Genomic DNA, 25,536 nt, shown 5'->3' on the forward strand with positions numbered 1-25,536 from the left:
GCCCCCGGCTGGGGCTTGGCCCCCGGGCCCCCGGCTGGGGCTTGGCCCCCGGGCCCCCGGCTGGGGCTTGGCCCCCGGGCCCCCGGCTGGGGCTTGGCCCCCGGGCCCCCGGCTGGGGCTTCGCCCCGGCCTCCCGAACGCCCTCGCCGAGGTCGAGCAGCGCGCCGCCGCCCTGGGCCGGGTCGCGGAGCCGGTGGCCGGGGTCGAAGGGGCCCGGCAGTCCGAAGTCCGCGTGGACGGATTTCGCCGATCGCGCCGTCGTGGACCAGCTCGGTCATCCGGCGGACGACCGGGTCGTCAGTACGTCCACATCGCTTCCATCAGGAAGCGGCCGCGGGCGAGGGCGACCAGTTCGCCGGCCTCCCGGGCGTTGAGCGTGAACGCCTTCTCGCACAGCACCGCCCGTCCCGCCTCAAGACACAGCCCGGCGGCGGCGCGGTGTGCCGAGTGGGGGGTGGCGACGTAGATCACATCGATGTCGTCATCGGCGGCGAGCTCGTCCCAACCGCCGTGGGCGCGGGGTATCCCGAACCGCTCAGCGAAGCGCTTCGCCAGCTCCGGACGGCGCGAGCCGACCGCTACCACCTGCGCGTCTTCCATGTCCAGCAGATCCGCGGTGAACGACGCGGCGATCCCGCCGGTCGCCAGAATCCCCCACCGCACGGCCCCGCTCCAGCTCCCGGCCATCCCGCCCCCTCGGCTTAATCGGTGCCCTGCCCACCGATTTTGCTGAGAGCATAGAGAACGATTCAGCGACTCATGGAAGGTAAGCATGCAGCAGCCCGGCCAACCGGCCGCCGCTCCCGACGGGGTTCACAGACCCGAACCCGGCGCTCTCCACCCCGCGACCTCCTCCTCCTCCGCCGCCTCCGCCTCCCTCACCTCCGCTGCCGCCGCTCCCCGGCTCACCGCGCAGCGCCGTACGAGCCTCCTCGTCACCCTCGTCCTCGGCGGGCTCACCGCACTCCCCGCCCTCTCCATGGACATGTACCTCCCGGCCCTGCCGGAGGTCACCGACGTACTGCACAGCTCGGCCGCCACCGCCCAGCTCACCCTGACCGCCTGTCTGGCGGGCATGGCGCTCGGGCAGCTCGTCGTCGGTCCGATGAGCGACAAGTGGGGACGCCGCCGGCCGCTGCTCATCGGCATGGTGATCTACGTCGTCGCCACCGCCATCTGCGCCTTCGCCCCCACCGCCGGGCTGCTCATCGGCTTCCGGCTGCTCCAGGGGCTCGCCGGGTCGGCCGGCATCGTGATCGCGCGCGCCGTCGTCCGCGATCTGTACGACGGCATCGCGATGGCCCGCTTCTTCTCCACCCTGATGCTGATCTCCGGTGTGGCGCCCATCGTCGCCCCGCTCATCGGCGGCCAGGTGCTGCGCTTCACCGACTGGCGCGGTGTCTTCGTCGTGCTCACCGTGATCGGCACGCTGCTCACCCTCGTCGTCTGGCGCTGGCTCGGCGAGACCCTGCCGCCCGAGCGGCGCCACGACGGCGGGCTCGGCCAGACGCTGCGCACCATGCGCGGACTGCTCGCGGACCGCGTCTTCACCGGCTACATGCTCGCGGGCGGCTTCGCCTTCGCCGCGCTCTTCGCGTACGTATCCGGTTCGTCCTTCGTGATCCAGGAGATCTACGGCGCCTCGCCGCAGACCTTCAGCCTGCTCTTCGGGCTCAACTCGATCGGCCTGGTCCTCACCGGGCAGCTCAACGGCCGGGTGCTCGTCGGCCGCGTCGCCATGGACAAGGTGCTGACCGTGGGGCTGACCATCATCACGGTCGCGGCGGGCACACTGCTGGCGCTCTCCTCCGGGGTCTTCGGCACGGTGGGTCTGGCGCCGGTGGCGGCGAGCCTGTTCGTGCTGATGTCCGCGATGGGCCTCGCCATGCCGAACACCAACGCCCAGGCCCTGATGCGCACCCCGCACGCGGCCGGATCCGCGTCGGCGCTGCTCGGCACCTCCACCTTCCTGCTCGGCGCGGTCGCCTCGCCGCTGGTCGGGATCGCGGGGGAGACCACGGCGGTGCCGATGGCCGTCGTCCAGCTGGTGTGCGCGCTCGCGGCCATGACCTGCTTCATGGGACTCTGCCGTCCGTGGCAGCGACGTACGAAGCAGAGCGTGACCGTGGCCTGACCCGGCTGCTGGAGACCGTGCGGGCGCTCCCCGAGGGGGAGCGCCCCTGGTGTTCGGGGGTGGCCGTGGCCGCCGGTACGGGGTCGGGGCCGCTCGTCGAGGACGCCTTCGGCTGGGCGGTGCGGTACGAGGTGTACGACGAGAGCGCCGACCGGGGCGTGGAGCTGCCGCGCGAGGAGCGGGTGCCGGTGCGCACGGGTCGGCGACACGGCACCGTCTTCGACCTCGCCTCGCTGACCAAGCTGTTCACGACGATCGTGGCGGTGCGGGCGGTCGAGCGCGGGCAGATCGACCTGGACGGCCGGGTCGCCTCGTACGCCCCGGAGCTCACGGCCGCCGCCGAGCACGGCGTCACGGTGCGGCAGCTGCTCACCCATACCTCGGGGCTGCTGCCCGAGCTGCCGCTGTACGAGTACGCCGACGACGAACAGCGGCTGGCCCGGCTGTCGGCAGAGCCGCCGACCACCCCGCCCGGGGCCGCGCGCCGCTACTCCGATCTCAACTTCCTGCTGCTGCAGCGAGTTCTGGAGCACGCCTGTGGCCGTACGCTCGACCGCCTCGTAGGCGACACGATCACCGGCCCGCTCGGGATGGCCGACACCCGCTTCCGCCCGCCCTCCTCCTGGCTGCCGCGCATCGCGGCGACCGAGGACCAGCGGCGGCCCTGGGCCAGGCTCGACCGGGGGATGCTGCGCGGCGTGGTGCACGACGAGAACGCCTGGGCGCTGGGCGGGGTCGCCGGGCACGCGGGGCTCTTCTCGACGGCGGGGGATCTGGCGGTGCTGTGCCGGGCGTTGCTGCGGGGTGGCGGGGGCGTCGTGTCGTCCGCGTCCGTCGATCTGCTGCTGAACGCGCCGGGGCTGGGCTTCGAGGTCGATCAGCCGTGGTTCATGGGGGAGTTGGCGGGCCGCGGCGCGGCGGGGCACACCGGATTCACGGGCACGAGCCTGGTCGTGGACCGGGCGCGGGATGTGTATCTGGTGCTGCTCGCCAACACGGTCCATCCGCGCCGCCGCCCCGGCAACAGCGCCCCGCGCGCGGCGGCCGGGACGGCGCTGGCGGGGGCGGTGGGCTAGGCGGTGTCCGGCCGGGGGGTGCGCAGCGCGCCGTTGATCAGCACGTGGAAGCCCCAGACGAGGCGGGCCTCGGGTGGTCCGGAGAGCAGCTCGGTGCCGAGCGCGGCGATATGGGGGTGGGTTTGGCCTGAGGCGCCGAGCAGTGCCGTGGTGAGCGCGTCCCAGTCCTTCAGGTTGTCCCGGGGACCGGCGGACGGGTCCTGGGTGGCGTGCTCGGCCGCGGTCGCGGTGGCGAACTGCAGCAGCAGATCCAGCAGCCAGGCCGCCCGCTCGGGCGGCACGCCGCCCTCGTTCAGCAGCGACAGCACCGCCTCCACGAGGTTCAGATAGCGCTCCCCGGACGGGCGGGCCACCAGCGCCGACTGGGCGAGGCCGGGGTGGTCGAACAGCACCCGGGTATATGAGGTGAGGACCTCGACCAGCCGCTCCCGCCAGTCGCCGTCGGCCTTCGCCGGGCTGAGATCGACCGCGCCGAGCAGCTCGTCGAGGATCGCCGCGTGCAGTTCGGCGGTGTTGCGGACGTAGACGTACAGCGAGGCCGGCCCGGTGTCGAGGGCCTGCGCGAGGCGGCGCATGGTGACGCGCTTCAGCCCCTCGGTCTGCATCAGTTCAACGGCGGTCGCCACGATCCCGGCCCGGGTCAGAGCGGGCTTGGCGGGACGCTCACGGCGGCTCGGCGGTGTGGGGGCGGAGTGCGCGGTCATGGGGAGGAGCGTAACGAACATGTTCGCGGATGGGCCGTGGCGCCGCCGGGGGCGTCAGGGCTCTTCCGGGGGCCAGGCGGCGCCCCACGCGGCGTCGCGGGCCGCGCGGTAGAGGGGGCCCTGGCGCTTGGCGACCGTGCGGCGGGTCAGGTCCTCGTCCGGGGTGCACAGGTCCAGGAGGACCTGGCCCTTGCGGATCTGGGGGCGGCGGACCACCCGTGCCCGTGCGGGAAGGGCGTCGAAGCGGACGGCCGCGACGTACGCGAACTTCTCGTCCTCGTACGGCAGCGAGCCGCCCTTGACCTGGCGGTGCAGGGACGAGCGGCTGACCCGGGCGGCGAAGTGGCACCAGTCGGCGCCGGGTTCGAGCGGGCAGGCCGCACTGTGCGGGCAGGGGGCGAGCACCCGCAGGCCCGCCGCCACCAGCCGCTCCCGCGCCGCGCGGATCCGCAGATAGCCGTCCGGGGTGCCCGGTTCGATCAGTACGACGGCCTGCGCGGCGCGCGCCGCCTCGTCCACGACGGCGTGGCGGTCGGCGTCGGTCAGTTCGCCCAGCACATACGAGACGGTGACGAGGTCGGTCGCGTCCGGCAGCGCGAGGCCGTCGCCGATGGTCTGCCGCCGCCAGCGCGCGCCGCGCAGCGCGTCGGAGGCCGCGTGCCGGGTCAGTTCGCGGCCGAGGGCCAGTGCGGGTTCGGCCCAGTCGAGGACGGTCGTGGTGTGCGTGCCCTCCGGCCATGACGCGGCGACCGCCCAACTGGCCGCGCCCGTGCCGCCGCCGATGTCGATATGCGTGGCCGGGGTCCACGCGGGGGCCTGCGCACGGAAGGCGGTGAGCGCGGCGCGCACGGCCTCGAAGGTCGCGGGCATCCGGTAGGCGGCGTACGCGGCGACGTCGGAGCGGTCGCGCAGCACGGGCGCGTCGGTCGGGGTGCGCCCCCGGTAGTTGGCGATCAGCCGGTCGACCGCCTGGGCCGCCTGGCGCGGCGGCAGACCGTCGAGCGGTCCGGCGAGCGCGGTGCGCAGCGTCTCATCGGTGGGGGCGGTTTCGGGGGCGTGCATTCGGGCGATTCTACCGGCCGGGGAGGCCCTTATATGTGCGAGACGATACGTATCGACTCATGCTCGACGCCCGCTTCGCTAGATTGGCAGCCATGGCCGAAAAAGCAGCCCCCGACGCCACCCGCCGCAGTGAACGCTCGCACCGCGCGATCCTCGACGCCGCCCTCGAACTCATCGGCGAGGTGGGCTATCCCAAGCTCACCATCGAGGCCATCGCCGCCCGTGCCGGGGTCGGCAAGCAGACCATCTACCGCTGGTGGCACTCCAAGGCCGCGGTGCTGCTCGACGCCTTCGTCGTGCTGGGCGAGCAGGCCGCGCGGGAGGCGGGCGGGGAGAAGCCGTACGAGATCCCCGACACCGGCGACCTGGAGGCGGACCTGAAGGCGGTGCTGCGCACGACGGTCGACGAGCTCAACTCGCCCGCGTTCGACATCCCCTCCCGCGCGCTGGCCGCCGAGGGGATGATCAACCCGGAGGTGCGCGCGGAGTTCGTCAGCCGGATCCTGGAGCCGCAGTTGCGGCTGTATGCGAAGCGGCTGCGGGCCGCCCAGGACGCCGGCCATGTCGCGCCGGAGATCGACCCGCGGATCGCCCTCGAACTGCTCTGCGGCCCGATCGCCCACCGCTGGCTGATGCGCACGCTGCCGCTCACCCATGAGTACGCGGACGCCGTGGTCGAGCTGACGCTGCGCGGGATCACCCCGCGCTGAGCGCCCGCCCGGCGGATGCCCGTACCGGCGGGGTCGAGACCAGCAGTCCCGGCGCGTCCGTGATGATGCCGTCGCACCCCAGCCCCAGCATCCGGTCGCGCTGCGCCGGGGTGTCCACGGTGTGCGCCCACACCCGGGGGATGCCGGAGCCGACGGCCCGCCGTACGTCCGCGTCCCGCGCCCGGTAGTCGACGTCCAGCAGATCGACGACGCCGCGCCAGTCGTGCGGCCGGTCGGTGCGCAGCTGCCCGGCGGACCGCCACAGCTGCGCCATCAGCCCCATCCCATGGGCCTCGCGGGCGACCTCGGGGCGGTTGGTGTTGACGAAGACGGAGCGGGCCAGGCCCCGGTCGCGGATCATCCGGCCCAGCCGGGGCAGGCTCGCCGGGTCCTTCGCCTCGGCCATCAGCGTGGTCCGGCCGCCGAAGCGGTCCAGTACCTCGGCGACCGTCGGGGGCCGCTCGGGCCGCCAGGTGCCGCGCAGGGTGGGGTCGGGGATCAGCCGTACGGCCCGCCACTGGGCGGCGGTCAGATCCTTTACGGGCCCGGTGTGGTCCGTCGTACGCTCCAGCGTCGCGTCGTGCATCACCACGAGCGTGCCGTCGCGGAGCATCCGGGTGTCGAAGTCGAGGACCTGGGCGTCATGGCGGCTGAAGGCGGTGGCCAGCCCGGACATGCTGTTCTCGGGGACCTCGAGGGCGCCGCCGCGGTGCGCCGTGTAGGTGATCGCCGGGCCCGGGGCGGCCAGGTCCGTGATCGCCGGGGCCGCGGTCGGGGAGGGCTGTTCGGTGGTCAGGGGGGCGAGGCGCCGTAGGGACGGCCGTGCGGTGGGGTGGGCCGCGACGGCCGCCGGTATGGAGAGGGTGAGGACCGCGATTCCGATCAGAAGGTGCCTGGTGATCATAAAAGGAACGCTAGGGGCGGGAGTTCCGTTATGCCCTGATATCGGCACCCGCTCGTGGGGTTCCCCGGTGGCTCTCCCGTACCCCGGATGCGGACACCGGCCACTTCGGGAGCAGGATGGTGGCAGCATTGATCGGGTACCGGCCGTACCGCCGGTGCCGGCGGTGAAGCGAGGCGGTAGATGGAACGCAAAGGCAGGTTCTCCCAGTGGCTGCGTCGGCCGAGGAGCGGATCGGACGGCGGTACCGGCACGGGAGCGGGCGCCGGGGGCGTCCGCGAGGACCTGCTGATGGCCGCCGCGGCCGCGGGATTCCCGCTCGCGCCCGCCGCCCATCCGTCCGGCTACGGCTGTTCCTGTGACCGCGTCGGCTGTCCCACCCCGGCCCGGCATCCCGTCTCGTTCGCCTGGCAGACGCAGGCGACCACCGACCCGGAGAAGGTCGCGCAGTGGCTGCGCGCCGATCCGCAGGCCAACTTCATCACCGCCACCGGCATGGTCCACGATGTGCTCGACGTGCCCGCGGACGCCGGGCGGCAGGCCCTGGAGCGGCTGGGCGCGGCCGGGGTCGAGGTAGGGCCCGTCGCCACCAGCAGCGCCGACCTCCAGCAGGGCCGGATGCTGTTCTTCACCGCCACCCGCGGCACCCCCGAGGACGAGGACGAGTGGTGGCCGTGCGAGCTCGACTGCCACCCCGAGACGATGGACGAGCATCCGGGGCTGCGCTGGCACTGCCGGGGCAGCTATGTGCTCGTACCGCCCGCACGGCTGCCGGGCGACGGCCACGTGGGCTGGCTGCTGGGCCCCGAGCGGCCGCTGCCCGATCCGCTGACGCTGCTGGAGACGCTGACCGACGCCTGCGCCCAGTTCGCCGACGAGGACCGCGACCACGAGTCGGCCGCCTGGCCGATAGGACGCTAGTCACGGTCACGGTCACGGTCACGGACGCGGTCACGGTCACGGTCACGGACGCGGACGCGGTCACGGACGCGGTCACGGTCACGGTCACGGACGCGGACGCGGTCACGGACGCGGACGCGGTCACGGACGCGGTCACGGGGGGCCGGGGCGGCTACTCGCCCTTGGCCGCCGTCACGCCCTCCAGCCGGTTGAGGAAGACCACCTGTGGGTCCGCCGCGTCCTTGGCCGGGACCCGGACCGCCGACTCGGCCACCCTGGTGAGGGTCACCGCCTTCTTCGCCTCGCCCGTCATCAGCGCCTTGATCTGCGCATCGGGGCTGGGCCGGAACCCCTTCGCCATGGTCTGCTTCTGCCGGTGGTGCGAGGCGAAGAACACCAGCGCCCCGCCGTCCTGGGTGCGCAGCCCCACCGGGGCGTACGGGGCGCCCTGGGCGGGGGTGTCGATGTACTCCGTCCAGAACTTCGGGGTGCGGACGAACTTCTTCCGGGAATCCCGCAGCTCCGAGGTCGCCTGGCCGTCCGCGAAGATCTCGCCCTTGCCTGTCATCAGGTAGTCGGCGTACTCGGCGCTCAGCTTGTCCGGCCGGGTCACAAGCCGCGGCGTCGGCCCGGCGGCCGGCACCGGCTTGGCCCAGCCGTCCTTGTCGGTCGCCAGGTCCGGGACCTCGTCCTGGCTGAGGATCGACAGATACGCGGCCTTCCACGGCTGGTCCGCACCGGCGCGGGTGAAGACGAACAGCCAGCGGTTGTCGTCCCGGTCGCTGTCGGTGTCCGCCACGAAGAACTTCGGCCAGCCCACCTGCTTGGGGATCGAGTAGCGGGCGTCGGACAGCTTCAGCTCGGGGAACTTCGGGTTCCCGCCGGGGGAATTGGCGTGCTGGGCCTTGAGGTCGGCCGTGCTGATGGCCTCCAGCGGCCCCGTCTCCACCTCGCTCGCCAGAGACGGATCCAGCTCGCGGTACGCCTTGTTGTACCCATCGGCGAACCGCTGGAGGGCCTTGGGGGCCTCAGCCTTGTCCACCGACGGGATGTTCTCCCGCTCGCCGTGCACCGTCATGCACCCCGTCAGCGTCATCCCCAGCGTCAGCACCGCTGCGGCCGTCGGAACTGCGAACTGCCGACGGGGCGACCTGCGTGTCATGGGGCTCCGGCTCCTTCGGGGCTGCTTTTGACGGCGCCACCCTACCCGGGAGCAGGAACACCGCGAGCGTGGGGACCAGATACGCCACCCACACCCACGCCTGAAGCACGGTCGGGTCCGGCTGGAAGTTGAAGACGCCCTTGAGCAGCGTGCCGTACCAGGAGTCCGGCGAGATCGTCGCGCTGATGTCGAAGGCCAGCGAGTGCACCCCCGGGAAGAAGTCGGCCTCCTGCAGATCGTGGACGCCGTACGCGAGCACACCCGCCGCCACCACGACCAGCATCCCGCCGGTCCAGGTGAAGAACTTCGCCAGATTGATCTTCAGCGCGCCGCGGTAGAACAGCCAGCCCAGCACCACCGCGGTCAGCAGGCCCAGCACCACCCCGATCAGCGGATCCGCCGTGCCGTCGTTGCTCGCCCGCACCGCCGCCCAGACGAACAGCGCCGTCTCCAGACCCTCCCGGCCCACCGCCAGGAAGGCCGTGGCCACCAGCGCGCCGGTGCCCATCGCGAGCGCGGCGTCCAGCTTGCCGTGCAGCTCGGCCTTCAAATGCCGGGCGGTGCGCCGCATCCAGAAGACCATCCAGGTGACCAGGCCCACCGAGAAGACCGACAGCGAGCCGCCGAGCGCCTCCTGCGCCTCGAAGGTCAGCTCCTGCGAACCGAACTCCAGCGCCGCGCCGAAGGACATGCTCAGCGCGATCGCGACGCCGATGCCCAGCCACACGGGCCGCAGCGCGTCCCGGCGGCCCGTCTTGACCAGATAGGCGATCAGGATGCAGACGACCAGGCTGGCTTCGAGCCCTTCGCGCAGACCGATCAGGTAATTGCCGAACACGAGGTTTGCCTTTCTCTCGGGGGTCCCTCGGGGGTCTTCAGGAGTCCGTCAGGAGAACAGCGCCCGGCCCCACCAGTCGTCCGCGTTCCGGACGCCCGGCGGGACGGCGAAGAGCGCCGAACCCACGTGCTGGATGTACTCGTTGAGCGCGTCAGTGCGCGCCAGCCGCTGCTGGAGGGGGACGAATCCGTCCCGTACGTCGTGCTGGTAGGCGAGGAAGAACAGCCCCGCGTCCAGCCGCCCCAGACCGTCCGTACCGTCGGTGAAGGAGTAGCCGCGGCGCAGGATCCGCACCCCGCCGTTGGAGTCCGGATGGGCGAGCCGGACATGCGCGGTGGGCAGCATCGCCTTCAGATTCGGCGCGTCGTGCTCGCGCTGCTTGCCGTACGGCGCGCCCTCGCCCTTGTCCCGCCCGAAGATGTCCTCCTGCTCCTTGAGCGAGGTGCGGTCCCAGGTCTCGATATGCATCCGGATGCGGCGCGCCACCAGGTACGAGCCGCCGGCCAGCCACGCCGGGCCCGTCTTCTCGCTCACCCACACATGCTTCTTCAGTGCGGCGGTGTCGGTGCCCGCGATGTTCCGGGTGCCGTCCTTGAAGCCCATCATGTTGCGCGGCGTCTGCGCGTCCGGTGTCGTCGAGGACGTCTTGCCGAAGCCCAGCTGCGACCAGCGGATCGCGACCTTGCCCATGCCGATCCGGGCCAGGTTGCGGATCGCGTGCACGGCCACCTGCGGATCGTCGGCGCACGCCTGGACGCACAGATCGCCGTCGCTGCGCGCCGGGTCGAGATCGTCCCCGGGGAAGGCGGGCAGGTCGATCAGGGCCTTGGGGCGGCGCGCCGCGAGGCCGAACCGGTCCTTGCCCTTCTTGTCCTCGAAGAGGGTCGGCCCGAAGCCGATCGTGAGGGTGAGCCGGGACGCCTTGAGCCCGAGCGCCTCGCCGGTGTCGTCCGGCGGCGCCTCCACCAGGTCGCTGACCGCGCCGCCGCCGACCGCGTGCCCCTGGGTCATCCGGGCCGCCGCCTTGGTCCACTCCTTCAGCAGCGCGATCAGCTCGGCGCGGTCGTCGGTGGTGACGTCGAAGGCCGCGAAGTGCAGCCGGTCCTGTACGGGCGTGGCGATCCCCGCCTGGTGGGCGCCGTGGAACGGCACCGCGGCGCCGCTGTCGGCCACCGGCCGGGTGTCGTCCCCGCCGCCGCCCATGGCGGCTGCCGCGCCCCCGGCGGCCGCGGCGCCGAGCGCCAGCCCGGCACCGCCCCAGCCGATCAGCGCGCGGCGCGAGGGGCTTGTCGTGGCCTCGTCGGTCATGCCCGGCTCTCCCTGTTGCTTGGCGTTGGCGTTGGCTACTTGACGACGACGGCGGCGGCGAGCTTGGAGAGCGGCTCGGCCAGGGCGTTGACCGCGTCCGACAGCTCCTTGCGCTTCGACTTCGAGACGGTGTCGTACGACACGAAGCCGTCGCCCTCGCGATACTTGTCGAGCAGCTTCCTGACTGCCGCGAACTGCTTGTCCAGCTCCTTGGCCAGCGCCGGGTCGTTCTTGGCGGCCACCGGCTTCAGCAGCTTGTACGAGGTCTCGGCGCCCTCGACGTTGCCCTCGAAGTCGAGGAGGTCGGTGTGGCTGTAGCGCTCCTCCTCGCCGGTGACCTTGCCGGTCTGCACCTCGTCCAGCAGCTCCTTGGCGCCGTTGGCCATGCCGGTGGGGGTGATGTCGGCGGTGCCGACGCGCTTCTGCCAGTCCTTGAGGTCCGTGACGAGCCGGTCGGCGAGGTCGTGGTCGGCCTTGGTGATCTTCTTCGTGTGCCACAGCGACTTCTCGAGCCGGTGCCAGCCGGTCCACTTCTGGCCCTTCTCCAGGCCGTCCTCGCGCACATCGACCTTCGGGTCGATATCGCCGAAGGATTCGGCGACCGGCTCGGTGCGCTCCCAGCCGACGCGGGAGGGCGCGTACGCCTTCTTGGCGGCCTCCAGATCGTCCTTCTTGATCGCCGCGGCGAACGCCTTGGCCTTGGGCAGCGTCTCGTCGGCCTGCTTCTGCACATAAGCGCGGTACGCGGCGACGGCCTTGTCCAGCTGGGGGTTGCGCTTGGCGGCCGTGCCCTTGCCGGTCGCGGACACCTTCTGGCGGATGCCGCGACCCTTCATCCCGGGCTTGCAGGCGATCTCGTACGAACCGGCCTTGATCTCGGCGTTGATCGAGGCGTGGGTGCCCGGGCCGATGTTCTCCCGCTCGGTGACGATCCGGTCGCCCGCGGCGTACACATACACCTCGGTGGTCTTGGAGCCCTTGTTCTCCACGGCGAGCTTGACGTGCCCCGCGGGGAAGGAGGTCTTCGAGACCTCGCACTTGTTGTCGGAGGCGGTGACCTGGACGGCGTCGGAGTCCTTGGCGTCGGACTTCTCGGCGCAGCCGGCGACGGCGGTGATCGTGGTCAGGGCCGATATCGCGGCGACGACAGAAGTGCGAGCGGCTCGCATACGGGCTCCAGGCAGGCTCAGTGGTGGGACAGATACAAGCAGGGCGTTGCTGGATAAGGCTGCCCTAACTTAACTGAGCCTTGCCTGTGCAGTTTCACTGGGGTCTTATGAAGCGCTTACTAAAGGGTAAAATTTTGGTCATGCGACGCGTCTGTCGCCGTAAGGGCTGCTGGAACGACGACACCTCGGCACGCACCCGCCGGTCATCGGCCATGGTCCGCGCGGCGCCGCCGCCGCCGATGGAGTGCCCGGCCATCCCGATCCGACTGGAGTCGACGATCATGTGGCCGTGCCGCCATGCCGGATGGGGCCCGGTCAGCTGGTCGAGGGTGAAGGAGATGTCCTTGGACCGGCCCTCGGCAACGGACGCGTACCCGGTCTCGCGGCCCGGCCAACCGGCGCCCGTGCGTCCCTCGGCCGGTGCGGGCGGGCCTCACGGCAGGGTCAGGATCTCCGCGCCCGTCTCCGTCACCACCAGCGTGTGCTCGAACTGGGCCGTCCGCTTTCGGTCCTTGGTGACGACCGTCCAGCCGTCCTCCCACATGTCGTACTCGTACGTGCCCAGCGTCAGCATCGGCTCGATGGTGAAGGTCATCCCCGGCTTGATCTCGGCCGTGTGATGCGGGCTGTCGTAGTGCGGCACGATCAGGCCCGAGTGGAAGGACGTATTGATGCCGTGGCCCGTGAAGTCGCGGACGACGCCGTACCCGAAGCGCTTGGCGTACGACTCGATGACCCGGCCGACGATGTTGATCCTGCGGCCCGGCTTGACCGCCTTGATCGCGCGGTTGAGCGACTCCCGCGTCCGCTCGACCAGCAGCCGCGACTCCTCGTCCACCTCGCCGCACAGGTAGGTGGCGTTGTTGTCGCCGTGCACCCCGTTGATGTAGGCGGTGACGTCCAGGTTCACGATGTCGCCGTCCCGGAGAACGGTGGTGTCCGGGATGCCGTGGCAGATGACCTCGTTGACGGACGAGCACAGCGACTTGGGGAAGCCGCGGTAGCCCAGCGTGGAGGGGTAGGCGCCGTGGTCGCACATGTACTCATGCGCCACCCGGTCCAGCTCGTCCGTCGTCACCCCCGGCGCGATCAGCTTGGCGGCCTCCTCCATCGCCCGCGCGGCGATCCGCCCCGCGATCCGCATCCGCTCGATCGTTTCGGCGTCCTGGACCTCGGGACCCTCGTACGGTGTGGGCCCCTCCTTCCCCACATACTCGGGGCGCGGGATCGAGGCGGGGACGGGGCGCGTGGGGGAGAGCTTCCCCGGGACAAGAAGCGACTGGCCAGACATATCAGCGAGTGTATCGGCGGCGCATCGGGCAGCATGGCCGCAAGCGAGCGCGCGGCAGCGCGAGTGGAGGACGGAGACCAGGATGGCGCTGTTCAGGAAGAGGCCCGCCGGCAAGCCGGGCGAGTGGTACTACTGCATCAAGCACCACAAGGTCGAGGAGGGCCCGGAGTGCCGCGCGGCGGACCGGATGGGGCCCTATGCGACGCGCGGCGAGGCCGAGCGGGCGTTGGAGCTGGCCGCGGAGCGGAACCTTCAGTGGGAGAACGACGAGCGGTGGCGGGATGACGCGGGGGGCGGGGGCGCCTCCAGGTCGTCCGGCGACTGAGGACACGCCTGAGTGGTGGCCGGTGCGGGTCATCGCGCGCAGCGACGGCGGTTCGGCGTCGTGGGCGGGGGGCGTCCTCGTCGGTCAGGGTCACGAGGGGACATGGTCCGGCCGCGTCCCGACGCCCGGCAACCGCATTACGCTCCTCACCATGAGGCCCCTCACCACCGCGCGGGCGGTGGCGCGGTCAGCTGCTCGGCCAGCCGTGCCAGGCGGTCGCGGAAGCGGCGGCGGCCGGAATGGGTGGGGAGGGTGTTCTCGCCGGCGGCGGCGCTCACCAGGTGCTGGACGGTGTCGAGGTCGAGGTCGGACCCCTCGGGGGCGGACAGGGCGTCATGGGCCAGGGAGTGCAGTTCGGGTTGGCCGCCGTCGAGGGCGAGAACGGTCGCGCCGCCCCGGCGCGCGTCGTTCACCCGCTCCAGAAGCCCGGACCCGGGGTCGCCCGGGGCGACGACGAGCAGGGTTTCGCCACGCCCCGCGCCCGCCAGCCGCCCGAGCCCGACCGACAGATGCGCGGGGACGGACCCCTCCGGTACCCGGTGGCGTACCAGGGTGGGGGACAGCTCGGGCAGACCGGACCAGGCGGCCTCGTCGTCGAGATGGGCCGCCAGATGCCAGGGCTCGTACTCCTCACTGCCCACCAGCAGCAACCCGCCCCCACGCGGCCCGACCGAGGCCCGCAGGGAACCCGCGAAGCGGCGCGTGGCCTGCAACCACTCGGTCCCGGCGAGCACTTCGCGCAGCAGCGCGACCCGTACGGCGTCCATGCCCCCGGATCCTGCCGCGCGCCGAGCCCCACCGTGGCCGAGTCACCCCCGCCTCACCCCTTCGGGGCACGCGCGGGCGACACGGGGCGGCGTACCCCTGGTGTACCCGGCGCGTGCCCCAGCCCCGGCGTCGAGATGGGTAATGGCCAACCCCGGTTACCGGGTGCGCCGCCTCCGAGAGCCTGTGATGCGGCGTCCTAGCTGGTGCCAAGGACGGTCTCGTTCGAAGGGCGGGGGCGGCCGAGGACTGGGCGATGAGGTAGCGCACGGCGTCCACCGAGTCCGCCAGTTCACTCCGCGCCTCCTGGGCGGCGGCGGCTTCCTGCTGGAGGGCGTCAATCTGGTCGGCCGCCCGCTCGGCCCATGCGTCGTCCAGCGACCGCTCGGATCCGCACACCGGCAGGAGGTCTCGTACGGGTGCCGCCGACTGTGCTCCAGCGCCTTGGTGAGCAGCTCGCCCCGCTGGTGAGCGTCCTCGGCGCCGGAGGCGCGCACGTCGTCCAGTACGGCCACGGCCTCGCGCAGCCGGTCCACCGCCGCGCCGACATCGACGAGGTCGGGTCCGGTCAGTGCGGCAGTAGCGCGCAGCGCGGGGAGTTCGCCGTCCTCCACGCGCTGCGGACCCGCGGCGCGGGCGGTGTCCATTAGTGAGTACGCGGCGCACGTGGTGCCCGGTCTCTTGCAGACGAAGGATTACGCGCGGGCTGTCCTGAGTCTCGACACACTGCTCAGCGGCGAGGAGCAGTTGGAGGAGCGCGTCGCCGCCCGGCTGGGACGGCAGGAGCGGCTCGCTTCCTCCGACCGCCCCAATCTGTGGGTCGTCCTGGACGAGGCGGTGCTGAGACGTCCGGTCGGCGGCCGAGCCGTCCGTTGAAGACCGGCCACCGTCTCTGACCCGGCCGGGAACCGGCCGCCGCCGGCTTTCCGGATCCGCCGGATCCTCGTACGCGGGGGTCCGGCGGGCCACGAACTCCCCCAAGAACGTGGGGAAAAGAACCACCTACCCACCCTCCCCTCCCCCACGTCACCCGTACGGGTGACCGGCTTGCGGGTGCGGGACCGGGACGGTTACGTTCGCGGCGACAACCACAGACAGAAGACGGCCCCCGCCGGGACTGCGAATCCCGAACGAGGGCCTGACCGATCAGGAAGAACACCCTTCCCGATGGCTGACCCGCAGTCTAACGCGCGCCCGCGCGCCGACGCCGGAGCACCGACCTCCGGCGTGATCCACGTCCGTACCCGCCTCACCGCCGACTTCACCGTGATCGCCAACGCCCTCGCGCAGCGGCGCGGAAGCGCGGTCACGATCGGCGTCGCGGCCTACATCCTCTCGCTGCCGGACGGCGCGCCCGTGAGCATCGCCGCACTGTGCGAGCACTTCACCGAAGGCGAGATCCTGATCTCGCGGGCACTCAGGGAACTGGAGGACGCGGGCTATCTGGAGCGGCGGCGCGAGCGCGGGCCCGGCGGTGTGATCCGTACCCGGACCTACTTCTACGACATACCGAGGTGGGAAGTGCCCACCCCGCCACCGCCTACGCCGCCACGCCCCCGAAGGCCCTTAGCGGAGGAGACACCTGCGCGGACGCCCGCAGGGACGCGCGGGACGGACGCCGCCCCGGACGCCGCCCCCGCGTCCACCACCACCGGCCCAGCTCCAGCACCGGTAGCAGACCCCGAGCCCGGCGCCCCGCCGACGCACGAGACCAGGGCGGCACCGACCGCCACGCCACTTTCCGTGCCGCCTCCACAGCCCCCGTCCTCGCTTGCCGAGGCCGACGAGCAGGCGGTCGCCATCCTCGCCTCGCTGCGTATCGCCGACCCCCGGCTGATCCTCTCCCGGCGGGAGGTAGCCGAGCTCGCCCCCGCCGTCACGCAGTGGCTCGCGGCAGGCGTCGGGCCCGCCCAGATCACCGCCGCGCTCACCGGTCGACTCCCGGACCAGTTCCTGGCCCGTCCGTCCCGCATCCTGCGCTTCCGGCTCAGCGAACCGCCCCTCGCCGTGCCCGCCCCGGCCGCATTGCCCAGCACGCCGGCCGTCCTGCCCTGGCAGACCTGCGACGGCTGCGAACGAGCATTCCGCGCGGCGGAACCCGGCCGCTGCCGTGACTGCCGAGCCGAGGGCGAGATGCCCGCAGCCACCGCCTCCGGGGAGGTTCGGCGTGCGGCCGGTTGAGCGGGAGAGTCAGTCGCTGTCCGTCCGTGTGCGACACCGCTGGCCAGGAAACTAAGTAATGCGATCGACACCGGGAGTATGGTGACTTGTATGGCGACGAAGAAGGTGACGGTCACGATCCCAGAGGATCTCCTTGAGGAGATCCGTCCAGAGGTTGCCGAGCGGGGCATGTCGGCTTACATCGCGGAAGCGCTACGCCTCAAGCGAGACCGGGACCGGCTCCTTGAGCTGATCGATTGGCTGGAGGAAGAACACGGTCCGGTCACCGAAAGTGAGCAGGCCGCTGCGCTGGAGGAACTGGACGGTCTCGATGCCGAACACGTGCGGCGCGCCGCCGGAAAGGGCCTCTCGGGGGAGGCTGCGTGAAGGAGCGAAGCGGTAAGCGCACGCCACCGCTCCGGATCTTCGTACTCGACTGCGAGGCTCTGTCACTGGCTGTGCGCGGCGACCGGATGATGATCGCGCGGCTCAGTCTCGCAGCCCAAGGTGAGGCCGAGGTCGTGACGTCCCCGATGACACTCGTCGAGGCATACGACGGAAGAACCACCGAACAACGCTGGGACTGGGTACTCTCGCGCCTCAGCGTCGCGGATGTCGGGAAGGACGAGGCCCGACAGGCGCGCCGGCTCTTGGCCGACGCCGGGCTGCACGGCCACAAGTACGCGATCGACGCCGTGCTCGCCGTTATCGCGAGACAGCAGAAGGGTCAGGTAACCGTCTTCACCTCGGACGTAGATGACCTGGAGAAGCTGGTCCCGGACAGGATCGTCGTCAAAAAGGTGTGACCACGGCCCGGCCTCAGTCATACGACGACACCGTGGAGGGCCGCCGAGCGGCGGCCAGCCCGCTACTCCTCGTGACTACTTCGCCCCGGGGGCCCACAGGGCCGCCACGATCTCCATCTGCTTGAGGACCAGGTCAACGGCCTTGCGTTCCTCCTCGGGCGGGTAGTCGAATGGCTGGTCGGCTTGGCAGGTTGAGGTGTCGCACTCGGGGGTGGCCTTCGTGGCCAGGTCGGTTCTGGGTGTGCTGCTGTGGGTCCACAGCGGTGGAGCGGGTACGGCGGATCTCGGCGCCCCCGCGACGGCGCGCGCATGAGGCTGCGGCGGGGCATCGCGATCGCCGGCGTCGCCGCCGGTGGTGTTGCGGTGACGACGATGCTCGTGGGGCTTGTCACGAACGCGGTGTCCAATCAGTCGCGGTGGCCCGGCTGGCTGGGGTGGCTCCAGGAGCATGCGTGGTTCTCGTTCGTTTTGCTGGGTGTGGTGATGGTCGGGGGGACCGCGGTACTGGCCGCGTTATCGGAGACTCGGACGCCTGCACGGGTCGATGAGCCGCCGTGCCGGCCGGAGGATGGTTCGGGGCTTCCGGGTGCCGCCCCCGGGTGCCGCGCCTGCCGCGACCCGCGCCAGCCGGGTCGGCGTCAGTTCTTCGCGTGGCGGCTCCCGGTCAGGCTCAGGTAGGCCGCGTAGAGCAGTTGGGCGCCGCCTACGCAGGCCAGTACCACACCCGTCTTGGCGGGGCTGATGACCGGGATCTCGACATCGTGGGCGAACAGCCGCAGCGCAAGCCCGGCGGCGAGGGTGACGGCGCCTTCCAGGGCGTGCTTGAGAGCCGGGGGCATCGTGAGGATCCTTCAAGGAGACGGCGGGGGAACGGATTTCACGCTACGGCCGCGTTTCCGCCCGCTCCTCGGCCCCGCGAACGAGATCCCGGGGCCGCACTGCATCGTTCGACGGACAGCGTCTCCAACTGTTCATGCGCCGTCTCTTGACGCCCTGTGAGGCAAACCCTAAGGTCGCCGCACACAAGGGACGTCCTACGTCCCATTTTTCTGGCTCGGCACTCGATTGCGACGGGGCATCGGGAGGGTCTGATGGCAGACGGTACGGCAGCGTGCTCGTACGAGGTGTCCGTCCCCTTCCGGGCGGGGGCCGAGCGGTATGCGAGCTACCGGATTCCGGCGGTGGTGGCGACCCGCGCCGGGACGCTGCTCGCCTTCGCCGAGGGACGGGTGGCGTCCTCCGCCGACTACGGACGGATCGACCTCGTGCTCAAGCGGTCGGCCGACGGCGGGCGGACCTGGGGCCCGGTACAGGTCGTCGCCCGGAACGGGACCGGCACGGCGGGCAACCCCGCGCCCGTCGTCCTGGAGGGCGGCGCCCACGACGGCCGGATCGTCCTGGTGCACGTACGCAGTGCCGCCTCCGCGACCGAGGACCGGATCCGGCGCGGCGAGGTGTCCGCGGCCGACGCGCGGCGGGTGTGGCTGACGCACAGCGACGACGAGGGGGTGGCCTGGAGCGAGGCCCGGGAGATCACCGGGCAGACGCAGCGGCCCGAGTGGCGCTGGTACGCCACGACCCCGGGCCATGCGATCCGGCTCCGCCACGGTGAGCACGCGGGCCGGATCGTCGTACCGGCCAATCACTCCCTGCCCCCGACCGTCCCCGGCGACGACGGCACGGAGGGCGTCTACAACGGCGGACACGATCTGCTCAGCGACGACGACGGCGAGACCTGGCGGATCGGGTACGTGGACGACAACCCCGACGGCTATGTCAACGTCAACGAGACGACTGCCGCCGAACTCCCCGACGACCGCGTCTACTTCAACACCCGCACGGACGGGACCGCGCCCGGCAACCGCGCCGACGCCTGCTCCCACGACGGCGGCGCCACCCTGGACCGCCCCTTCCGGCCGCAGGCCGGTCTCGTCACGCCCGTCGTCGAAGGCAGTGTGCTGCACCTGGGCGAGCCGGACGTACTGCTGTACTCCGGTCCCGCCGACCCCGGCTACCGGGCGCTGATGACCGTACGCGCCAGCCGCGACGGCGGCGTCACCTGGCGGCCCGTGCACACCGTCGACGGGCTGCCCGCCGCCTATTCGGATCTGGTCCGGCTCGATGACGAAACGGTCGGACTGCTCTACGAGACCGGCGACTTCAGCGCCTACTCGACCCTCACATTCCGGCGCATTCCGATGGAGGAGCTGGTATGAGCACATCAGAAACGAGCACATCAGCAAGCACATCAGAAACGAGCACAGCAGAAGCGCGCGCGCACGGACCGCAGCGCCGCACCGTCCTCGGCGGTGCGGCCGCCGTGGCCGCAGGGTTCGCCCTCGCGGGCTGCGGCTCGGACGACGACAAGAGCGACGAGCCCAAGGACCGTAAGAAGGGCGAGAAGATCACGCTGACCTTCTGGTCCTGGGTGCCGGGCATCGACAAGCCGGTCGACCTGTGGAACAGCAAGAACCCCGACGTGCGCGTCAGGGTCGAGAAGGTCTCGGCCGTCGACGGCGCCCAGTACGCGAAGATGCACGCCGCGATCAAGGCGGGGAACCCGCCGGACCTCGGCCAGATCGAATACGCGGTGGTGCCCAGCTTCCTCATCGACAACGGTCTGCTCGACCTCACCAAGTACGGGGTCGGCGACCACAAGGACAAGTTCATCGGCTGGCAGTGGCAGCAGTCCGTGTTCGGCAAGGCGGTCTACGCCGTCCCGCAGGCGTCGGGTCCGATGGGCCTGTTCATCCGCCGGGACCTCTTCGACAAGTGGGGCGTGGAGCCGCCCGCCACCTGGGACGAGTACGAGGCGGCGGCCGAGACGATCCGTAAGAAGGGCGCCTGGATCGAGACCTTCTCGGCGACGAACGGCAACCGCTTCGCGGGTCTGGCCTGGCAGGCCGGGGCGCGCTGGTTCGGCACCCAGGGCGACACCTGGACCGTCTCCATCGACGACGAGCCGACCCGCAAGGTCGCCGACTACTGGTACAACCTGGTCAGGCGGAAGCTCATCAAGACCATCCCGGACCGGCAGAACGCCTGGTACAAGGATGTCCAGACCGGTGCGATGGCCTCCTGGCTCGGCGCCAGCTGGGGCGATGCCCTGCTGGTAGGCAACGCGCCCAAGACCTCCGGCAAGTGGCGGGTCGCGCCCATGCCGCAGTGGAAGAAGGGCGACGGCGCCTACGCCAACTGGGGCGGCTCCACCACCGCGATCTTCGCCAAGAGCAAGTACCCCAAGGACGCGCTGGCCTTCGCGGTCTGGCTCAACACCGACCCCGAGTCGATCAAGCTGCTGATCGAGAACGGCTATGGCACCCCCGGCGCCAAACAGGGCTACGCCACCTCCGACCTCGACGTCCACAAAGACTTCTTCGGCGGCCAGGAGTACAGCAAGGTGTTCGACGCCGCGAGCCAGGGCGTGGACACCAGCTGGAAGTGGGGCCCGGCCACCGACACCCTCTACCAGCGGCTCGGCGACGCCTTCACCGCCGCCATCGGCGACGGCGGCTCCTTCCGCTCCGTGCTGAAGAAGGTGCAGGGGCAGACCATCACCGACCTGAAGGAAAAGGGCCTGAAGGTGGAGGCCGGGTGATACGCCCCACCCGTACGGAGGCTCGCAGCGCGCGGGCGGCGGCCGGCTTTCTGCTGCCGTTCCTCGCGCTCTTCCTCCTCTGCTTCATCGCGCCCATCGGCTACGCCCTCTACGAGAGCCTGCTGAAGGTCGAGCGGACCGGGCCGCTCGGCCTCGGCGGCGAGACGAAGCAGGTGTGGGCGGGCCTGTCCAACTACGCGCACGCGCTGCGGGACGACCGCTTCACCGCCGGCTTCGGCCGGGTGCTGGTCTTCGGCGCCGTACAGATCCCGGTGATGATCGCCTTCGCCACCGGGCTCGCGCTGCTGCTGGAGGCGGCGTCCGCCCGCTGGGTCGGCTTCTTCCGTACCGCCTTCTTCCTGCCGTACGGCGTGCCCGGGGTGATCGCCTCGATCCTGTGGGGCTTCCTCTACGTGCCGGGGATCAGCCCGCTCGTGGAGATGGCGCACTCGGCGGGCTGGGACGTCGACTTCCTGGGCCGCTCCACCGTGCTGTGGTCCATCGCCAACATCGTCACCTGGCAGTTCACCGGCTACAACATGCTGGTGCTGATCGCCCAGCTGAAGGCCGTACCCGGGGAGCTGTACGAGGCGGCCCGGATCGACGGGGCGAACGCCTGGCAGGTCGCCCGCCACATCAAGCTCCCGCTGATCAGACCCGCGCTCGTGCTCACCACCGTCTTCAGCCTCATCGGCACGCTCCAGCTCTTCGCCGAACCCAAGGTCCTCAAGCCGCTGAGCAACTCCATCGACTCCGGCTACACACCCAATCTGGCCGCCTACAACGAGGCGTTCACCAGCAACAACCAGCACATCGCGGCGGCCGAGGCGGTGCTGCTGGCCCTTGTCGCATGCGTGCTGTCCTTCGGCTTCCTGAGGCTCGTGGGACAGCGGGGGAAGGACGGCGAGGGCCGGTGGTGAGTACGCAGGGCACCCGGGAGATCCCGGCCGACGGCGCACCGGAGCCGCGCCCCGGCCCGGAGGGGCGGAGCCGGCGCCGCGCGCCGCGTGGCGGCGGACCGCTGCGATACCGGATCATCACCGCCTCGCTGCTCGCCGTCGCCGCCGTCTACTTCCTCGCCCCGGTCTACTGGCTCATCGTCTCCGCCACCAAGTCCAGCAGCGATCTCTTCGGCACCTTCGGCTTCTGGTTCTCCGATCCGCATCCGATCGACTATCTGCACCGGGTGCTGACGTACGACGACGGCATCTACGTCCGGTGGTTCGCCAACAGCCTGATGTACGCGGGCATCGGCGCGCTCGCCGCCACCCTGCTGTCGGCCGCCGCCGGCTACGCCCTGGCCAAGTTCCGCTTCCCCGGCCGCGAGGGCATCTTCAACGTCATCCTGGCCGGTGTGCTCATCCCCGGCACCGCGCTGGCCCTCCCGCTCTATCTCCTCTTCAGCAAGATCGGGCTCGCCAACACCTACTGGGCCGTGCTCATCCCGAGCGTCGTCAGCCCGTTCGGCGTCTATCTCTGCCGGATCTACGCGGCCGCCGCCGTGCCCGACTCCCTGTTGGAGGCGGCGCGGATCGATGGCGCGGGGGAGGCGCGGATCTTCTCCACGCTGGGGCTGCGGCTGATGACCCCGGCTCTGGTCACCGTCTTCCTCTTCCAGTTCGTCCACATCTGGAACAACTTCTTTCTGCCGCTGGTCATGCTCTCGGACTCCGACCTCTATCCGATCCAGCTGGGGCTGACCGCCTGGCAGGGGTACGCGGACCGGCAGCCCGAGCTGTACCAGTACACGGTCGGCGGGGCGTTTCTGTCCGTGCTGCCGCTGATGGTGCTGATGGGGGTGTTGCAGCGGTACTGGCGTACGGGGCTCACCGAGGGCAGCGTGAAGGCGTAGGAAATGTCACGGTGAAGGCGTAGGTCGGGCGTGACAGTATCGCTGTCATGACTACTTCTGATGGCGCGACAACCCCCGCGAAGAAGGCCCCCGCCAAGGACCCGTGGGACCTTCCCGATGTGTCCGGCCTCGTTGTCGGCGTGCTCGGTGGCACCGGCGACCAGGGCCGCGGCCTCGCCTACCGGCTGGCCAGGGTGGGCCAGAAGGTGATCATCGGCTCGCGCAAGGCCGAGCGCGCGCGGACGGCGGCCGAGGAGCTGGGCGGCGCGGAGCTCGGCATCGAGGGCGAGGTGAACGCCGAGTGCGCGCGGCGCAGCGACATCGTGATCGTCGCCGTGCCGTGGGAGGGGCACGGCAAGCTGCTGGAGTCGCTGCGCGAGGAGCTGAGCGGCAAGCTCGTCGTCGACTGCGTCAACCCGCTGGGCTTCGACAAGAAGGGCGCGTACGCCCTGAAGCCGGCGGAGGGCAGTGCCGCCGAGCAGGCCGCCGCCCTGCTCCCGGACTCCCGGGTCACCGCCGCCTTCCACCATCTGTCGGCCGTCCTGCTGCAGGACCCGGAGGTCGGCGACATCGACACCGATGTGATGGTCCTGGGCGAGGCCCGCGCCGACACCGACATGGTTCAGGCCCTGGCCGCGCGGATCCCGGGCATGCGGGGCATCTACGCGGGCCGGCTGCGCAACGCCCACCAGGTCGAGTCCCTGGTGGCCAACCTGATCTCGGTCAACCGCCGCTTCAAGGCCCATGCGGGTCTGCGCGTGACGGACGTCTAGCCCCGTACGTCCGGGTCACCCCGTTCGTCTCGGTGGGGCATGGGGGACAATGTCCGGGAGTGCCACACCCCCGACAGGAGCCGATCCCATGCCCCGCCTCGCCGTCTACACCCTCGCGGTCTGCGTCCTCGCCATCGCCGCGGCCGTCGTGTCCTTCGTCCAGGGCAGCTGGCTCGGGGTGGTATGGATCCTGCTCGCGGGGATCTCGTCCAACATGACCTGGTACTACCTGCGCAAGGCCCGGGGCGACCGCGAGAGCGCGGGCGCCGCCGGCTGAACCCGGATAAGCGCGGAGTGTCACATCTCGTACGGGTCATCGTTCATCCCGGCGCCGATGTGGTGTAGCGCATCCCGCAGACTGCCAGGGGCTTCACGCATTGCCCTTCCTCGGTGCGCCACCTTTTCGAGCAAGTTCAAGGTCACGACAGAAGACATCTCGCACGCGGCAAGGACGAGCCGCTCCGCTTCTTTCTCTGCCGCTCTCCACGACCTCACGTGCAGCAAGCTGTCAAGCAGGCGGACGGACGCCACGTTCTGATACCCGACATGCGCCCCGTCGCGATGATCCATCGCAACATCCTGTACGGGGATTTGGGCAACGACATCCTGCACGGCGGGTCCGGCGCCGACGTCCTCTACGGCGGCGAGGGCAACGACACGCTGTACGGCGATGAAGGCGACGACACGCTCTGGGGCAACAGCGGCGACGACGTGCTGCACGGCGGCGCGGGCAACGACCTCTCCGGCGGCCCGCAACAAGGTCTACCAGGACTGAGGCATGAGGGCAGGGCCTCCTGAGCGGCTCGGGGTCGCGAACCGAACCGAGTCGCCGAAGGCCCTGTAGCCGCGCCCGCGCCTGATCACCGGGTTCCCACCGGCTTCAGATCACGAGCTGACGCCAGGAAGCTGGGGCTCGCCCTGCCAGAAGCGGAAGAACTCCTGGCCCCAGTAGGTATCCCAGGCCGATACGCCCATGGCCCGCATCAGCGCGTCGATCGCGTCGAAGAACCCCTGGTTGACCTCCGGGATCCACAGCACCCCGAAGACCGCGAGCAGCCCGAACGGCGCGTACGGCTCCACCTGCCGCCGCACCCGGTACGACAGCCACGGCTCGATCACCCCGTAGCCGTCGAGCCCCGGCACCGGCAGCGAGTTCAAAATGGCGGCGGTGACCTGCAGCATCGCCAGGAAGGCCAGGGCGTAGCGGAAGACCTCCGGCACCCGGTCCACCGCGCCCAGCCAGAACGGCGCCGTCAGGGCGACCGCGAACAGCACGTTCGTCAGCGGCCCGGCGGCCGATATCAGGCTGTGCTTCCAGCGCCCCCGGATCCGGTGCCGCTCGATGAAGACCGCCCCGCCCGGCAGCCCGATCCCGCCCATGATCACGAAAACGACGGGCAGCACGATGCTGAGCGCCACATGCGTGTACTTCAGCGGGTTGAGGGTCAGATAGCCCTTCGCGCCGATCGACAGATCGCCCCCGTGCAGCGCGGTGCGGGCATGGGCGTACTCGTGCAGACACAGCGAGACGACCCAGCCGGAGACGACGAACAGGAAGACGGCGAAGCCGGGGCTCGCGGAGTAGTCCGTCCACACGGCCCACGCGGACACGACCATGATCGCGACCAGGCCGAGAAAGACGGGGCTGATGCGCCGGTCGCGGCGGCTGACTGCGGTGGTCATCGGGTGGGGTCTCCGTACGGGGTGGTGATCACTGACGAGGGAACGATGGACAGTGTGCGCACAGTTCCGGGCAAGGGGAAAACAGGGGTGATCGGGGCCACTCGGGCGGGGAGTCCGGCGGCTGGTCTGCGCCCAACCTGGTCAGGGAGGGAACGGTGACCAGCGCGGAGGACGGGCTCGTCGCGGTTCATGCGGGTCTGAGGTCGATGCCCCGCGTGGCGGGGCCGACCCCCGCGAGGGCCGGCCCGGTATCGCGGAGGCGACACCGGACGACGAGTCCGGGCGCCGTGGACGCGCTCGCCGAGGCGTGGGGCGTGCG

Annotated in this window: 26 protein-coding genes and 4 pseudogenes; 17 read left to right on the top strand and 13 right to left on the bottom strand. The window is 71.1% G+C overall.

Going from position 1 to position 25,536, the window contains the following annotated elements; all coding sequences use genetic code 11:
• Positions 1–145: 145 nt before the first annotated feature.
• Positions 146–687 (bottom strand): annotated as a pseudogene (locus tag ABZS71_RS32475) (Gfo/Idh/MocA family oxidoreductase); the annotation flags it as partial.
• 85 nt (positions 688–772) lie between these two features.
• Here ABZS71_RS32475 and ABZS71_RS32480 point away from each other — a divergent pair.
• Both ABZS71_RS32480 and ABZS71_RS32485 read left to right on the top strand, forming a co-directional pair.
• Complete coding sequence (locus ABZS71_RS32480) at positions 773–2,134, top strand: multidrug effflux MFS transporter (protein WP_356215762.1); 1,362 nt, start codon at positions 773–775, stop codon at positions 2,132–2,134.
• A gap of 17 nt (positions 2,135–2,151) precedes the next feature.
• The gene (locus ABZS71_RS32485; RefSeq protein WP_356215805.1) at positions 2,152–3,210 is read left to right on the top strand and encodes a serine hydrolase domain-containing protein; all 1,059 of its coding nucleotides are present in this window, start codon (positions 2,152–2,154) and stop codon (positions 3,208–3,210) included.
• Here ABZS71_RS32485 and ABZS71_RS32490 read toward each other — a convergent pair.
• On the bottom strand, positions 3,207–3,914 hold the full coding sequence (locus ABZS71_RS32490) for a TetR/AcrR family transcriptional regulator (protein WP_356215765.1): 708 nt from the start codon (positions 3,912–3,914) through the stop codon (positions 3,207–3,209). The genes ABZS71_RS32485 and ABZS71_RS32490 overlap by 4 nt on opposite strands.
• Positions 3,915–3,968: 54 nt before the next feature.
• Positions 3,969–4,976, bottom strand: a complete 1,008-nt coding sequence (locus tag ABZS71_RS32495; protein WP_356215768.1) for a small ribosomal subunit Rsm22 family protein — start codon at positions 4,974–4,976, stop codon at positions 3,969–3,971.
• A gap of 92 nt (positions 4,977–5,068) precedes the next feature.
• Here ABZS71_RS32495 and ABZS71_RS32500 point away from each other — a divergent pair, with 92 nt between their 5' ends.
• Entirely contained in the window at positions 5,069–5,686 is a 618-nt protein-coding gene (locus ABZS71_RS32500; RefSeq protein WP_355851812.1) for a TetR/AcrR family transcriptional regulator, read from the top strand.
• On the opposite strand, the gene ABZS71_RS32505 is transcribed toward ABZS71_RS32500, so the two are convergent.
• Complete coding sequence (locus tag ABZS71_RS32505) at positions 5,673–6,590, bottom strand: glycerophosphodiester phosphodiesterase family protein (protein WP_356215771.1); 918 nt, start codon at positions 6,588–6,590, stop codon at positions 5,673–5,675. The genes ABZS71_RS32500 and ABZS71_RS32505 overlap by 14 nt on opposite strands.
• A 180-nt stretch (positions 6,591–6,770) precedes the next feature.
• On the opposite strand from ABZS71_RS32505, the gene ABZS71_RS32510 reads away from it, so the two are divergent.
• Complete coding sequence (locus ABZS71_RS32510; RefSeq protein WP_356215774.1) at positions 6,771–7,508, top strand: bifunctional DNA primase/polymerase; 738 nt, start codon at positions 6,771–6,773, stop codon at positions 7,506–7,508.
• 151 nt (positions 7,509–7,659) lie between these two features.
• Here the strand turns inward: ABZS71_RS32510 and ABZS71_RS32515 are convergent, their stop codons facing one another.
• The 6 genes and pseudogenes from ABZS71_RS32515 to map all read right to left on the bottom strand — a co-directional run bounded on the left by ABZS71_RS32515 (position 7,660) and on the right by map (position 13,255).
• Positions 7,660–8,583 (bottom strand): hypothetical protein, encoded by a 924-nt coding sequence (locus ABZS71_RS32515; protein ID WP_356215808.1) that lies wholly within the window; start codon positions 8,581–8,583, stop codon positions 7,660–7,662.
• Positions 8,516–9,487 carry an iron uptake transporter permease EfeU gene (gene efeU, locus ABZS71_RS32520; protein WP_355851803.1) on the bottom strand — a complete coding sequence of 324 codons (972 nt, stop codon included), beginning with the start codon at positions 9,485–9,487 and terminating at the stop codon, positions 8,516–8,518. The genes ABZS71_RS32515 and efeU overlap by 68 nt, the downstream gene beginning before the upstream one ends.
• 48 nt (positions 9,488–9,535) lie before the next feature.
• Positions 9,536–10,795, bottom strand: coding sequence for an iron uptake transporter deferrochelatase/peroxidase subunit (gene efeB / locus ABZS71_RS32525; protein ID WP_356215777.1), 1,260 nt, complete (start codon positions 10,793–10,795; stop codon positions 9,536–9,538).
• A gap of 35 nt (positions 10,796–10,830) precedes the next feature.
• Complete coding sequence (gene efeO, locus ABZS71_RS32530) at positions 10,831–11,964, bottom strand: iron uptake system protein EfeO (protein ID WP_356215780.1); 1,134 nt, start codon at positions 11,962–11,964, stop codon at positions 10,831–10,833.
• Between the two features lie 178 nt (positions 11,965–12,142).
• Positions 12,143–12,334: pseudogene (locus tag ABZS71_RS32535) on the bottom strand (alpha/beta hydrolase); the annotation flags it as partial.
• Positions 12,335–12,397: 63 nt separating this feature from the next.
• Positions 12,398–13,255 (bottom strand): type I methionyl aminopeptidase, encoded by an 858-nt coding sequence (map, locus tag ABZS71_RS32540; protein WP_355851794.1) that lies wholly within the window; start codon positions 13,253–13,255, stop codon positions 12,398–12,400.
• A gap of 82 nt (positions 13,256–13,337) precedes the next feature.
• On the opposite strand from map, the gene ABZS71_RS32545 reads away from it, so the two are divergent.
• The gene (locus tag ABZS71_RS32545) at positions 13,338–13,580 is read left to right on the top strand and encodes a hypothetical protein (protein ID WP_355851791.1); all 243 of its coding nucleotides are present in this window, start codon (positions 13,338–13,340) and stop codon (positions 13,578–13,580) included.
• 161 nt (positions 13,581–13,741) lie between these two features.
• Here ABZS71_RS32545 and ABZS71_RS32550 read toward each other — a convergent pair whose 3' ends face one another.
• Positions 13,742–14,347, bottom strand: a complete 606-nt coding sequence (locus ABZS71_RS32550) for a hypothetical protein (RefSeq protein ID WP_355851788.1) — start codon at positions 14,345–14,347, stop codon at positions 13,742–13,744.
• Between the two features lie 417 nt (positions 14,348–14,764).
• Here ABZS71_RS32550 and ABZS71_RS32555 point away from each other — a divergent pair, with 417 nt between their 5' ends.
• The 5 genes and pseudogenes from ABZS71_RS32555 (at position 14,765) to ABZS71_RS32575 (ending at position 17,311) form a co-directional block, all read left to right on the top strand.
• Positions 14,765–14,995 carry a hypothetical protein gene (locus ABZS71_RS32555; RefSeq protein ID WP_356215783.1) on the top strand — a complete coding sequence of 77 codons (231 nt, stop codon included), beginning with the start codon at positions 14,765–14,767 and terminating at the stop codon, positions 14,993–14,995.
• A pseudogene (locus ABZS71_RS32560) lies at positions 14,973–15,215 on the top strand (Scr1 family TA system antitoxin-like transcriptional regulator); the annotation flags it as partial. The gene ABZS71_RS32555 and the pseudogene ABZS71_RS32560, both read left to right, overlap by 23 nt.
• Positions 15,216–15,512: 297 nt before the next feature.
• Complete coding sequence (locus tag ABZS71_RS32565; RefSeq protein ID WP_356215786.1) at positions 15,513–16,526, top strand: hypothetical protein; 1,014 nt, start codon at positions 15,513–15,515, stop codon at positions 16,524–16,526.
• Between the two features lie 90 nt (positions 16,527–16,616).
• Positions 16,617–16,892 (top strand): CopG family transcriptional regulator, encoded by a 276-nt coding sequence (locus ABZS71_RS32570; RefSeq protein WP_355851779.1) that lies wholly within the window; start codon positions 16,617–16,619, stop codon positions 16,890–16,892.
• Entirely contained in the window at positions 16,889–17,311 is a 423-nt protein-coding gene (locus tag ABZS71_RS32575) for a hypothetical protein (protein WP_356215789.1), read from the top strand. Before ABZS71_RS32570 ends, ABZS71_RS32575 begins: the two co-directional genes overlap by 4 nt.
• 638 nt (positions 17,312–17,949) lie before the next feature.
• On the opposite strand, the gene ABZS71_RS32580 is transcribed toward ABZS71_RS32575, so the two are convergent.
• Positions 17,950–18,150 carry a DUF5708 family protein gene (locus tag ABZS71_RS32580; protein ID WP_355851773.1) on the bottom strand — a complete coding sequence of 67 codons (201 nt, stop codon included), beginning with the start codon at positions 18,148–18,150 and terminating at the stop codon, positions 17,950–17,952.
• Positions 18,151–18,402: 252 nt separating this feature from the next.
• Here ABZS71_RS32580 and ABZS71_RS32585 point away from each other — a divergent pair, with 252 nt between their 5' ends.
• The 7 genes and pseudogenes from ABZS71_RS32585 to ABZS71_RS32615 form a co-directional block, all read left to right on the top strand.
• Positions 18,403–19,527, top strand: coding sequence for a sialidase family protein (locus ABZS71_RS32585; RefSeq protein ID WP_356215791.1), 1,125 nt, complete (start codon positions 18,403–18,405; stop codon positions 19,525–19,527).
• Complete coding sequence (locus ABZS71_RS32590; RefSeq protein WP_355851767.1) at positions 19,524–20,909, top strand: extracellular solute-binding protein; 1,386 nt, start codon at positions 19,524–19,526, stop codon at positions 20,907–20,909. Before ABZS71_RS32585 ends, ABZS71_RS32590 begins: the two co-directional genes overlap by 4 nt.
• Positions 20,906–21,829, top strand: a complete 924-nt coding sequence (locus ABZS71_RS32595) for a sugar ABC transporter permease (RefSeq protein ID WP_356215794.1) — start codon at positions 20,906–20,908, stop codon at positions 21,827–21,829. The genes ABZS71_RS32590 and ABZS71_RS32595 overlap by 4 nt, the downstream gene beginning before the upstream one ends.
• Positions 21,830–21,930: 101 nt before the next feature.
• Positions 21,931–22,761, top strand: coding sequence for a carbohydrate ABC transporter permease (locus ABZS71_RS32600; protein ID WP_356215811.1), 831 nt, complete (start codon positions 21,931–21,933; stop codon positions 22,759–22,761).
• 47 nt (positions 22,762–22,808) lie between these two features.
• Positions 22,809–23,534 carry an NADPH-dependent F420 reductase gene (npdG, locus tag ABZS71_RS32605; RefSeq protein WP_356215797.1) on the top strand — a complete coding sequence of 242 codons (726 nt, stop codon included), beginning with the start codon at positions 22,809–22,811 and terminating at the stop codon, positions 23,532–23,534.
• Between the two features lie 88 nt (positions 23,535–23,622).
• Positions 23,623–23,811 (top strand): hypothetical protein, encoded by a 189-nt coding sequence (locus ABZS71_RS32610; protein WP_356215800.1) that lies wholly within the window; start codon positions 23,623–23,625, stop codon positions 23,809–23,811.
• A gap of 296 nt (positions 23,812–24,107) precedes the next feature.
• A pseudogene (locus ABZS71_RS32615) lies at positions 24,108–24,309 on the top strand (calcium-binding protein); the annotation flags it as partial.
• A 110-nt stretch (positions 24,310–24,419) separates the two neighbouring features.
• Here ABZS71_RS32615 and ABZS71_RS32620 read toward each other — a convergent pair.
• Entirely contained in the window at positions 24,420–25,217 is a 798-nt protein-coding gene (locus ABZS71_RS32620; RefSeq protein ID WP_356215802.1) for a site-2 protease family protein, read from the bottom strand.
• Positions 25,218–25,536 lie beyond the last annotated feature (319 nt).

Source organism: Streptomyces sp. NPDC005393, from assembly GCF_040606675.1.
Taxonomy (GTDB): domain Bacteria; phylum Actinomycetota; class Actinomycetes; order Streptomycetales; family Streptomycetaceae; genus Streptomyces.